At 40.7% G+C, this 9,921-nt stretch carries 12 protein-coding genes; 2 read left to right on the top strand and 10 right to left on the bottom strand.

The features are described from left to right. Nucleotides 1–151: 151 nt before the first annotated feature. On the bottom strand, nucleotides 152–292 hold the full coding sequence (locus CSV61_RS17150; protein WP_369824408.1) for a DMT family transporter: 141 nt from the start codon (nucleotides 290–292) through the stop codon (nucleotides 152–154). Between the two features lie 471 nt (nucleotides 293–763). Between CSV61_RS17150 and ahpC the strand changes: the two genes are divergently transcribed. Next, a complete protein-coding gene (gene ahpC / locus CSV61_RS16230) occupies nucleotides 764–1,333 on the top strand; it encodes an alkyl hydroperoxide reductase subunit C (RefSeq protein ID WP_083034758.1) in 570 nt (189 codons plus the stop codon). A 13-nt stretch (nucleotides 1,334–1,346) separates the two neighbouring features. Further along, entirely contained in the window at nucleotides 1,347–2,885 is a 1,539-nt protein-coding gene (gene ahpF / locus CSV61_RS16225; RefSeq protein WP_099640071.1) for an alkyl hydroperoxide reductase subunit F, read from the top strand. 227 nt (nucleotides 2,886–3,112) lie between these two features. Here ahpF and CSV61_RS16220 read toward each other — a convergent pair whose 3' ends face one another. From CSV61_RS16220 to CSV61_RS16180, 9 genes are all read right to left on the bottom strand, one after another. Next, the gene (locus CSV61_RS16220) at nucleotides 3,113–4,663 is read right to left on the bottom strand and encodes a 4-hydroxyphenylacetate 3-hydroxylase family protein (RefSeq protein ID WP_099640070.1); all 1,551 of its coding nucleotides are present in this window, start codon (nucleotides 4,661–4,663) and stop codon (nucleotides 3,113–3,115) included. A 1,816-nt stretch (nucleotides 4,664–6,479) separates the two neighbouring features. Continuing rightward, nucleotides 6,480–7,058, bottom strand: coding sequence for a Fic/DOC family protein (locus tag CSV61_RS16215; RefSeq protein ID WP_099640069.1), 579 nt, complete (start codon nucleotides 7,056–7,058; stop codon nucleotides 6,480–6,482). Then, nucleotides 7,045–7,218 carry a Zn-dependent hydrolase gene (locus CSV61_RS16210; RefSeq protein WP_083033137.1) on the bottom strand — a complete coding sequence of 58 codons (174 nt, stop codon included), beginning with the start codon at nucleotides 7,216–7,218 and terminating at the stop codon, nucleotides 7,045–7,047. The genes CSV61_RS16215 and CSV61_RS16210 overlap by 14 nt, the downstream gene beginning before the upstream one ends. Nucleotides 7,219–7,335: 117 nt before the next feature. Next, a complete protein-coding gene (locus CSV61_RS17030) occupies nucleotides 7,336–7,491 on the bottom strand; it encodes a hypothetical protein (protein ID WP_199173660.1) in 156 nt (51 codons plus the stop codon). A gap of 99 nt (nucleotides 7,492–7,590) precedes the next feature. Continuing rightward, the gene (locus CSV61_RS16205; protein WP_099640068.1) at nucleotides 7,591–7,782 is read right to left on the bottom strand and encodes a DUF6366 family protein; all 192 of its coding nucleotides are present in this window, start codon (nucleotides 7,780–7,782) and stop codon (nucleotides 7,591–7,593) included. Between the two features lie 463 nt (nucleotides 7,783–8,245). Continuing rightward, on the bottom strand, nucleotides 8,246–8,710 hold the full coding sequence (locus CSV61_RS16195; protein ID WP_099640066.1) for an immunoglobulin-like domain-containing protein: 465 nt from the start codon (nucleotides 8,708–8,710) through the stop codon (nucleotides 8,246–8,248). Nucleotides 8,711–8,823: 113 nt separating this feature from the next. Beyond that, on the bottom strand, nucleotides 8,824–9,042 hold the full coding sequence (locus CSV61_RS16190) for a TIGR04104 family putative zinc finger protein (protein ID WP_029053396.1): 219 nt from the start codon (nucleotides 9,040–9,042) through the stop codon (nucleotides 8,824–8,826). A 105-nt stretch (nucleotides 9,043–9,147) separates the two neighbouring features. Then, the gene (locus CSV61_RS16185) at nucleotides 9,148–9,330 is read right to left on the bottom strand and encodes a hypothetical protein (protein WP_099640065.1); all 183 of its coding nucleotides are present in this window, start codon (nucleotides 9,328–9,330) and stop codon (nucleotides 9,148–9,150) included. Nucleotides 9,331–9,402: 72 nt separating this feature from the next. After that, the gene (locus tag CSV61_RS16180) at nucleotides 9,403–9,645 is read right to left on the bottom strand and encodes a hypothetical protein (RefSeq protein ID WP_099640064.1); all 243 of its coding nucleotides are present in this window, start codon (nucleotides 9,643–9,645) and stop codon (nucleotides 9,403–9,405) included. Nucleotides 9,646–9,921 lie beyond the last annotated feature (276 nt).

Here is a 9,921-nt window from a genome sequence, read left to right as displayed (position 1 = left end):
GAGCCAAGCGAACAACGTAGGGTTCGCTTTGCCGTATTTCTGTGTACTTTGCAGAAATTAAGGCACCTGTCCAGGGTCTCAAGACGCACGCTGATCCCTCAGGAGTCGGCCTTTCTCCGTTCCGGTACACTCTGTTACTCTAAAAAAATATTTACTGATAAGAACAGAACGCTATTGCTATCATAACTATTCTTCTCCAGTCTCTTGATTCATCAAAGAATATCATGCCAACAAATGCATCGATCACGATGCCAATCCCAGTCCAAATTGCATAACTTTTTCCAAAAGGGATAAACTGAAACGAACAGCATGTGACGCGAGATTTAAACCTAGATATAACATCAGCAATGTTGCCGTTTGGAAATCAAGTCTTTACCGTGAGTTGGTTAATCATTGCAAAGCCAAACGTCTCCAACGACCCCCATCAGTAACGTTATGAGTAATGTGGTTTTTCCTCAATTGAATGATTCACTAAAGAAGAGCACTTGTGCCGCCGTAATTATTAGGTAGTTGCTCAGTTTAATTCCTTCCGCTGTCTTCGAGCCAATTGGTAATTATTCGATTCAATTGAGAATTGAGGAGACAGCATCCCGTATACTATCGTTTTACAGGAAGTATATTAAGACATTTTATTAGACCGAATCAATTAGATTGACAACTCCGCACGGTTATACGATAATGATTGTGTAATTAGAATTATTATATTCTATAACTCAAACAGGTGACTGCATCAGTCATCAAAAACACTTAGGAGGAATCATTCATGTCAATGATCGGAAAACAAATCGAAGAGTTTACAGCAAATGCGTACAACAGTGGTAATGGGGAATTCATCGAAGTAACCCAGGAAAACTTCAAAGGTAAATGGAGCGTAGTCTGCTTCTACCCGGCTGACTTTACATTTGTCTGCCCTACTGAACTCGAAGACCTTCAGAACCAATACGAAACATTAAAAGGTCTCGATACAGAAGTATACTCTGTTTCAACAGACACACACTTTACGCACAAAGCATGGCACGATCACTCAGATGCTATCAGCAGCTTGCGCTACATCATGGTCGGTGACCCATCACAGAAAATCTCCCGCATTTTCGACGTGCTAGACGAAGAAGCAGGTCTTGCACAGCGCGGTACATTTATCATCGATCCAGACGGTGTCGTACAGGCAGCAGAAATCAACGCAGACGGAATCGGCCGTGACGCAAGCGTTCTAGTTAATAAAATCAAAGCAGCACAATACGTCCGCAACAATCCGGGCGAAGTATGTCCAGCTAAATGGCAGGAAGGTAGCGAAACACTGAAGCCAAGCCTGGATCTTGTAGGTAAAATTTAAGGAGACGGTTTATATGTTAGATGCGAATATTAAAGCGCAGTTAGCCCAATATCTCGAGATGATGGAAAACGAAGTCCAGCTAAAGATCAGCGCGGACTCCGGCAAAGTAGCAGAGGACATGCAGGAGCTAGTGAATGAACTGGCTTCCATGTCTTCCCTCATCAAAGTAGAAAAAGCAGAATTGGAAAGAACACCAAGTTTCAGCATCAACCGCCCTGGCGAAGATACCGGCATCGTATTTGCCGGTATTCCGCTTGGCCACGAATTCACCTCACTCGTTTTAGCTTTGCTACATGTGAGCGGCAGAGCGCCTAAAGTCGACGCGCAGGTGATCGAGCAAGTAAAGAACATCGAAGGCACGCATCATTTCGAATCCTATATCAGCCTGAGCTGCCAGAACTGTCCGGAAGTCGTACAGGCATTGAACATCATGAGCGTATTGAATCCCAATATTACGCACACGATGATCGATGGTGCAGTCTTTAAGGATGAAGTGGAAAGCAAAAACATCATGGCGGTTCCGACCGTATACTTAAATGGCGAACCATTTACGAGCGGTCGCAAAACAATCGAGGAAATCCTTGTGGAAATGGGAAGCGGCCTAGATGCATCCGACTTCGAAGATAAAGACCCATTCGACGTGCTCGTTGTCGGTGGCGGACCTGCCGGCGCAAGCGCAGCGATCTACGCTGCCCGCAAAGGGATCCGCACAGGTATCGTCGCTGATCGTTTCGGTGGTCAGATCCTGGATACCGCAGCGATTGAGAACTTCATCAGCGTTAATCGCACAGAAGGACCGAAGCTTGCGGCAAGCCTTGAAGAACACGTGAAAGAATACGATATCGATATCATGAACCTGCAGACAGCGAAACGTCTGGAGAAAAAGGATCTCATTGAAATCGAATTGGAAAATGGCGCAGTTCTTAAGAGCAAAACCGTAATCTTATCGACAGGTGCGCGCTGGCGCAACATTGGCGTGCCAGGCGAAGCAGAATTCCGCAACAAAGGTGTTGCCTACTGTCCGCACTGCGATGGTCCTTTGTTTGAAGGCAAAGACGTAGCAGTAGTCGGCGGTGGAAACTCCGGTATTGAAGCAGCAATCGACCTAGCAGGTATCGCAAGTCATGTCACCGTGCTTGAATTCGCACCAGAACTCAAAGCGGACGCAGTCTTGCAGGAACGCCTGAACAGCCTGCCGAACGCGAAGGTGCTGACGAACGTCCAAACGAAGGAAATCACCGGTACCGATAAAGTCAACGGCGTCACGTATACAGACCGTGATTCCGGCGAGGAGCATCATATCGAACTGGACGGCATATTCATCCAGATCGGACTTGTGCCGAACACAGACTGGCTTGGGGATTCCATCGAACGCAACCGCTTCGGCGAGATTGTGATTGATAAAAAAGGCGCAACGAACGTACCCGGCGTATTTGCGGCGGGCGACTGCGCGGACGAGCCATACAAGCAGATCATCATCTCCATGGGCTCCGGTGCCACCGCTTCCCTCAGCGCGTTCGATTATCTCGTACGCAGTAAAGTGGAAGTATAATAATAAACAGAAACAAGAAGGCTATACGCTCTTCTAGAATAATCTAAAACAGTATCACAATATAAAACACCTTCGAAGTAATGCACTTGTAAAAAGTACTTACGTCGAAGGTGTTTTTGTATGGGCAAAAATGTATATTCAAACGAAGTGAAATCGGCGGTGAACATCCCCGCTCGTGAATCTCCTATCCGTCAGTAGATTCTCTCATTCACACGTCATACATTGCTTTATTTTTTTAATGTAACATTGACATCATCCGGATTAATCCAAGTTGGATTCACCCAGCCCGTTAAGTTGTAATCGTCCATACATTCTTGGGCGAACTTCTCGAATTCTTCGGCTTGTCCAGTTGTTTGAGCCATAACCAAGTTCTCGAGACGAATAATTTCGTTATTTCCTGCATAGTTGCGTTCGTACAACTCATGGCGACCACCAAATTCTGTACCGATCGCATCCCATAGCAATTTAATCACTTTAATTTTCTCTTCTGCATCAATATTATTTGAACCACGATACAGTTTATCAATGTATGGACGCAGTTCTGGATTATTGAAGTCGTTTGTACTAGAAGGATGGACGATAAGACTTCCTGCTACGACCTTTTCAATGATGTCTTTCACTCGCGGCCAACCATCTGACATGAACACGCGATAGGAAAGCCCATAGTCAAGATTAGGTAAAACTGTACCATTTGCACCTTCATTCGGATTTAAGGCCATCGCGTCACTCATCGCCCAGAACATATTTCGGTACGCAATCACTTCCCCCACGTTTGCCTGTACTCCACGGAATTGATCCGTACCATTTGCTTTCAACGCTTTAATAAGTAAGCCTGAAATGAAATCAAGTTTAACAGCAAGACGTGTCACTCCGTGAAAAGTAAAGCGGTGAAGGAATCCACTTTCAGTGAAAAAGTTATTTGCTTTCTCAATATCTCCATTAATGAGGATGTTCTCCCATGGAATCAGCGCATGATCAAACACAATTACCGTATCATTCTCATCAAAACGGCTACTTAGCGGATAATCGAATGGACTGCCTGTAACTGCTGCGTTCAATTCATACGATGGGCGGCTGATGAGTTTAATGCCCGGTGTAGACATATCCGCAATAAACACAAGTGCATACTCTTCACTTGGAATCGGAATGCTCCCGTTATGTGCGATAAAGGTATAGTTTGTAAGTGCCGAACCCGTTGCCACCATCTTTGCGCCACTTACTAAAATTCCTTCTTCCGTTTCGCCTACTTTGTGAATAAATACATCACTCACTTCATCCATCGGCTTGTTTCGGTCGACCGGTGGATTGACAATCGCATGGTTGAAAAACCAGTTTCTTTCTTGAGCTTCTTTGTACCATCTTCTCGCATTGTCTGCGTATTCCCCGTAATATTCTGGATTTGTACCCAAGGTTGCTAAAAATGAAGCTTTATAATCTGGTGATCTGCCCATTTGGCCATAAGTAAGTTTGGACCATTCGGCAATTGCATCACGTGTTTTTAACAAATCAGCCGGACTCTTATCCTGCTGAAAGAAGCGATGTGTATATCCGCCATTTCCCGTGTCAGTTTCTCTCGTCAAGATCTCCTTATACACCGGGTCATGTAGGGCATCATATAATCTGGCAATGGAGCGGGCACTGTTACGGAATGCCGGATGAGTTGTCACATCATCAATTTTTTCTCCGTGAAGCCAAACTTCTCTGCCATCTTTCAAACTTTCTAGATATTCTGCGCCCGTCAACGGCGCTTTCACTGCTTCCTTCTGTTTTACTGCCATTTTTTTAAAACCCCCTCGTTTTTATATAAACATTTTATTGGAATTCCATTAAAAAATAGGCACCTCATCCTAGTCACGACAAACGATAAGCTACTGCTCCTATTTCATCATCTAGTCCCAAAAATCTTCGGGTCATTCACCTTCTTGCCATATACAACCGCTGCTAACAAGATCCCGTCATAACCATCTAGTCTGTCGCTTCTGGCTCACCCATAAAACTATTTCTACTCAGCAAACAATTTAAATCTATATGTACACCTTTAATGTTTTATAGAATGAACACCAAGAACGCGTAGCATGATCAATAGGAATGGAACTATTTTTTTGGTATATCCTTTTTAACCTTCCGCCCTTTTCTTCCAGTAATATGTAAAACCTCGTTACGTCCAACGGGTTTTCATTTAACTGGCATAACACCTACATGATCTGCTCCTACAATAAGTAGTGAACTCATGAATATCCACTCTTTATAAAAATGGTTAATTCCCCGAAAGTTCTACTTCATACAAACCACAACATAGGCATTGATAATTGTTAGACTGATTCTCAATCATTTCCTCCTCATTACTGAAACCGCACCACTCGCATATTAGAACTTGAGTCATTTCCTTCCCTCCTCACCATTAATTAAAAGAAGGTAAAAGTATTACTAAAATAAGAATAACAATTACTATGATCACCTTAACTGATAATGATTATCATTGTCAATGGTTATGGTAGAGTAGATTATTAAATTAGTAAAAAGTCCTATGTCTGAGTGATACATAAATCCTTTTAACCAAGTCGCCATTTAACATCTAATCATTAGCGTAAAATGAACTAAAGCTATCTGTCGTATTGCCCCCTATTGCCAGACATAAATACACAAGTGGAGATGCAGTTATTATAGGGATTTCCCTTTTTCGAACGGAGATTGATGAGTAAAGTCGTCCAGAATTTTATAATTCGTTTTTAGAAGGACAAGTACGACGAAAAGGAATTACACCTACTACTATTTCTTTTGCGGACTTATCTCAGTGTTGCTTAAAAGGATATTTCCTGATTGCATCAAGCAATTCAAAAAGCAAAAGCCACCTTCTCCAAGAGGTGACTTTTGCCGTTTTTAACTATTTTTGTAGTGTATAATTAGCACATACTTATTTTAATACAATGTTTTCTTGTGACCAAAACCGACTCCCTTACAAATTTAAGGAATCGGTTTTGAAGAATTCGAGATGTTCAGCAATCGCCTCCGATAAAGGCAAAGTAGTCTGAAACCGTTGATCTGCGCTGCAGCCGGACGCGTGTCCTATGGGTGGGCGGTGAACCACACCTCTTCGCTTCGCTTCGACGGGTGTTTCACCTGTCCCACTGATCCTCCCGGAGTCGCCGGCTGTAGCGAAGATCAACTAGCCAACTACATAGAAATCTTCTCCATAAACGCACCCGATTGATGCAATGCTAGCGCTAGTCTTCGTTAGGGAACGCGTCCTTTAATAAAACACCAACCTACTTTTTTGACTTCGAGATTAGTTTAGCAACTGGTGTTATTAAAAACATAAAACCGATGAATGAAATCGTCGCTAGCCACTTAGCAAGCAATAATTGAATCTTTACTGACAAGTATATATATATTGGTTATTTGAAACATAATAATTATTATGTAGGATATTGCAAAGCCCACTATTTCATCATTTTTATCCAACTTTTTTTCTTCACATGGCAAACTATTTCATAATCGGGCTCTATTGATAAAATAAGGGTATTTCTTTTTCAAGAATGCTCCCCGATATGAACTAAGGACACTAATCTGTGTAAAAGATTAGTGCCCTTTATATTATCCAACGTATTGAATCGTTTCCAAGAATACTTCTCTTAGCGACGTTAAATCAGTGACAGATTGGATCATAGCATGCAGATACTTTTCACTCTCTAGCGTTTCATATGACCACTCAATTCCTCTACTAATTGCGTAAGCATGTAGAAAAATCCGGATAGTTCTACCATTTCCTTCACGAAAAGGATGCAACATATTTAATTCTGCTTTAAAATAAGCTAAACGATCCGCTGCTTCATTCAATGAATTCCAAAGAGGCTCATCATTTAACTCCATAAACAAGTTACTCGCATAGCTATTCAAGAATTGAACTTGACAGAAACGAGTAGCACCTTTCATGAGTTGAACATCCCTAAAGTCCCCTGCAAACGGATAGATATCTTGAAATAGATAATGATGCAGTTCTTGAAACTCTTTCAAGGTAAATGATTCGAACATGAAATCATTTTGTTCTAGTGCCATTGCACGAAGAGAAAATGCCAATGCTTCGGCTCTTTCAAGTTCTTTGTGAGAATCAATCTCCAATAAATTGTGTTTTATTAGGTAATCATCAATTTCTTTATCATTATACTTTCCCATGCCGCAATAGATCCTTAATTAAAGTAGGGGTAATTGAGGTCTTTTTGTTAATGAGTTCTAAGACTGTTTTCTGCATATCAGAAGAGATTTTCAAATTTTCGAGATGAAGATTATGCATCACTCGTCTAAATTCTTTTGAGTCGAGATCCAATGCCTTCATATCAACAACCCCTTTATCAGTATAATCTTACCTTATATTATACAGTGCTAATTGGTTAATTACTAATTAGACGTATGAGCAAATCCTACTTACGGAATCGTACCCGATTGCATAATATCATTGCCTATTTGGAAAAAACTTATTGCCGATCATGCCACCAATCATAGCTGATAAACCGACAACGATAATCTTTATTATAGTATTGATATCGGGGGTTAAATACTCAATAAAAAGCATTACTATCAATACAAATGCACCTGTAAATAAAGCCATGCCTATACTTCCTCTTCTCAATAATAACGTCCCCCATGTAGATTAATCTGGCCCGTTTGATGAATGGACGCAAATCCTTAATGCTAGAATTGCGCCCGTTTAACGAAAGAAGGTGGCGTATATTATAAATCCAATTATCAATAAAAGAATCATCAGTCCAGTGCCTTTCCAACCTAAGCCACCTACTAAATCCGAAAGTACGCTTCCGTGAATACTGCTTGCGGGATGCTTTAATTCCTTCTGCCTTAATCTTTCACGTCTTTCTTCAGGAGTTTCGTTATCTCTGCCCATTTTACCACTCCTTAAATTTTCTTTAGTGTGCTTCAAATTGGCCCAATTCTGGCACAACGTTATACGACAATCGCGCCCTTTTTAATAAAAACAACGCACCTATAGCTAAAGCTTTCACTTGCTCTAAGTCATTTTATCTTTTTGTCTATGTCGCATAATTGTACGGATAACAACTATGAAAGAATAGCCAAGCATCACTAGAACAGGGTATAAGCCTAAGAAAAAGTAAGGTATATCCGTGAAAAGTATCATTAAAAACGGAAACAGAATGACTATTGTTAACAAAACCCCATACAAAACTCTCCTTCTTGTTTTGGATGTTTGTCTTTGGTCCTTCTTTTCACCAATAGACATCTAACCTCTCCTCTCACAATCTAAATGGCCCTTTAACAGCACAATCGTTATTACAGAATTGCGCCCGATTCTGCAAAGTTAATTCTTGATTCAATCTCCCTTACCATAATTAATTCACAGAAAACAGAACAGCCACTCTTTGGTTTTCACTAGACCTATCGCCGATCTCATTGAATTTAAAGACAATCCTATAAACACCTTTCTGCTGTATAGAGGATGACGGAAATTTCTGCTCCATTTTATTTCCGGGTTCTAATACATTTAATTTATCCTCTGTTACTGCATCATCTGCCACAATCCAAACGTTATCTTGTAAGTATTCCAAGCTAGTTCCTAGTCCTGTGTAATCTACCGGTGTTTCCCCATGATTTCTTATAATAACAACCGGTGTCTCTCCCTGATCGTATCTCTCTTTTTCAGTTGATATAGAAATGGAGATAGCCTCATCTTTATAAGTGGATTCAATAGGGTCTACTTCAGTCTGATTTTCTTCATCTTGAACAGTTCTCTCTTTGGAACAGGCAGCTAGAATCAATAATACCCCGATTAACACTAGTAAATTTATCTTTTTCATTTTATCCCTCCTCTTTGCTAGTTGACTCCGAGGAGTTAAATAAGTTTCATCTTTCTTTAATTTGGCCCGTTTGGTGCGCAACGGTTGATCTGTTAACGCGCTCATTTATGGAATTACCAAAGGGGTTCATCTTTTCCACTTAATTTAATTTTTGAAATTATAAACGGAACAAATATTAGACTTAACCATCCTAAAGTTAATAACCTCTGCGATTCAGCAGAGATGTATTGTCTGTCACCACAATTGGGGCAGTCTTTTCCCTTTTTTGAAAATCCAAGGGCGATTATGTCTTTGGCATTCCACTTGTAATTACAGTTAGTGCAACGTGGCATGATTATCTCCTCCTATTTTTCCTTACCCAATATTCACAAAATAGCTCGTTTGATGCCCTGGTCTTATCACGCAAACGCCCCCGATTGCAACTAGTGGCCAAATCGTTAATTATCCAAATCATCATCAAGCCAGGATTTCTTATTTTCCACTTGATTAGAATTTTTCTCGAGAGATTGCCCCACGACAGACCTGTTAATACCATCTTTGACAGCTTTAAAAATCACTAGATACAGAATGAATAACCCTGCTATCCAAAGAACAATCATACCGAAAACTTGACTTGCCATTATCCATCACTCCAATTCCTGTATAACAAAATGGCCCTTTGGTCGTAAACAATATATCCTTAAATTTTGACGTCAGTTGGCGTTCACAAAATAACCCACAAACATAAATATGAAAAAGCTGAAAAACATAAAAGAATTAGCCACGATTAACCAATATTTTCTTACCAATGTTGCGAATAAAATTCCCACTGGAGCAATAATAAAAGTCACTAAAAATAAAGGACTGGCTACTTGGAAAACTATATTAGGAATCCAAGCTAGTATACAAATTAATAAACAAGCCATGGATATTACTTTGAAATTCTGGTTGTCCATTCCACGCGCCCCCTTACCATCTGACGCAATAATGCACCGACTATAACTCTTCAAAATGTTCCGTTTGGAGAATGCTTTGCTAAGCAATCGCTCCCGATTGTGAAACTCCTGAAACTACTCCACCTTTTCTATAGTGATTGTAGAAATTCTAACTGGAGCCACTTCCCTGGTCGTACCATCATATCCGACTATAACCTTATCACTTACTTGAAACGTTCCCTCTGTATTCGCAGGGAGATTAATTACAACAGGTCCTACAATTTTATTTTCGTTCGG

The organism is Sporosarcina sp. P3 (assembly GCF_002743415.1).
Classification (GTDB): domain Bacteria; phylum Bacillota; class Bacilli; order Bacillales_A; family Planococcaceae; genus Sporosarcina; species Sporosarcina ureae_A.
Note: the sequence above shows the minus strand (reverse complement) of the source record. Positions and strands in the feature narration are given on the sequence as shown.

Coding starts and splice junctions, on each gene's coding strand:
- ahpC (WP_083034758.1), top strand. CDS start 764: ATGTCAATGATCGGAAAACAAATCGAAGAGTTTACAGCAAATGCGTAC.
- ahpF (WP_099640071.1), top strand. CDS start 1,347: ATGTTAGATGCGAATATTAAAGCGCAGTTAGCCCAATATCTCGAGATG.
- CSV61_RS16220 (WP_099640070.1), bottom strand. CDS start 4,663: ATGGCAGTAAAACAGAAGGAAGCAGTGAAAGCGCCGTTGACGGGCGCA.
- CSV61_RS16215 (WP_099640069.1), bottom strand. CDS start 7,058: ATGGGAAAGTATAATGATAAAGAAATTGATGATTACCTAATAAAACAC.
- CSV61_RS16210 (WP_083033137.1), bottom strand. CDS start 7,218: ATGAAGGCATTGGATCTCGACTCAAAAGAATTTAGACGAGTGATGCAT.
- CSV61_RS17030 (WP_199173660.1), bottom strand. CDS start 7,491: ATGGCTTTATTTACAGGTGCATTTGTATTGATAGTAATGCTTTTTATT.
- CSV61_RS16205 (WP_099640068.1), bottom strand. CDS start 7,782: ATGGGCAGAGATAACGAAACTCCTGAAGAAAGACGTGAAAGATTAAGG.
- CSV61_RS16195 (WP_099640066.1), bottom strand. CDS start 8,710: ATGAAAAAGATAAATTTACTAGTGTTAATCGGGGTATTATTGATTCTA.
- CSV61_RS16190 (WP_029053396.1), bottom strand. CDS start 9,042: ATGCCACGTTGCACTAACTGTAATTACAAGTGGAATGCCAAAGACATA.
- CSV61_RS16185 (WP_099640065.1), bottom strand. CDS start 9,330: ATGGCAAGTCAAGTTTTCGGTATGATTGTTCTTTGGATAGCAGGGTTA.
- CSV61_RS16180 (WP_099640064.1), bottom strand. CDS start 9,645: ATGGACAACCAGAATTTCAAAGTAATATCCATGGCTTGTTTATTAATT.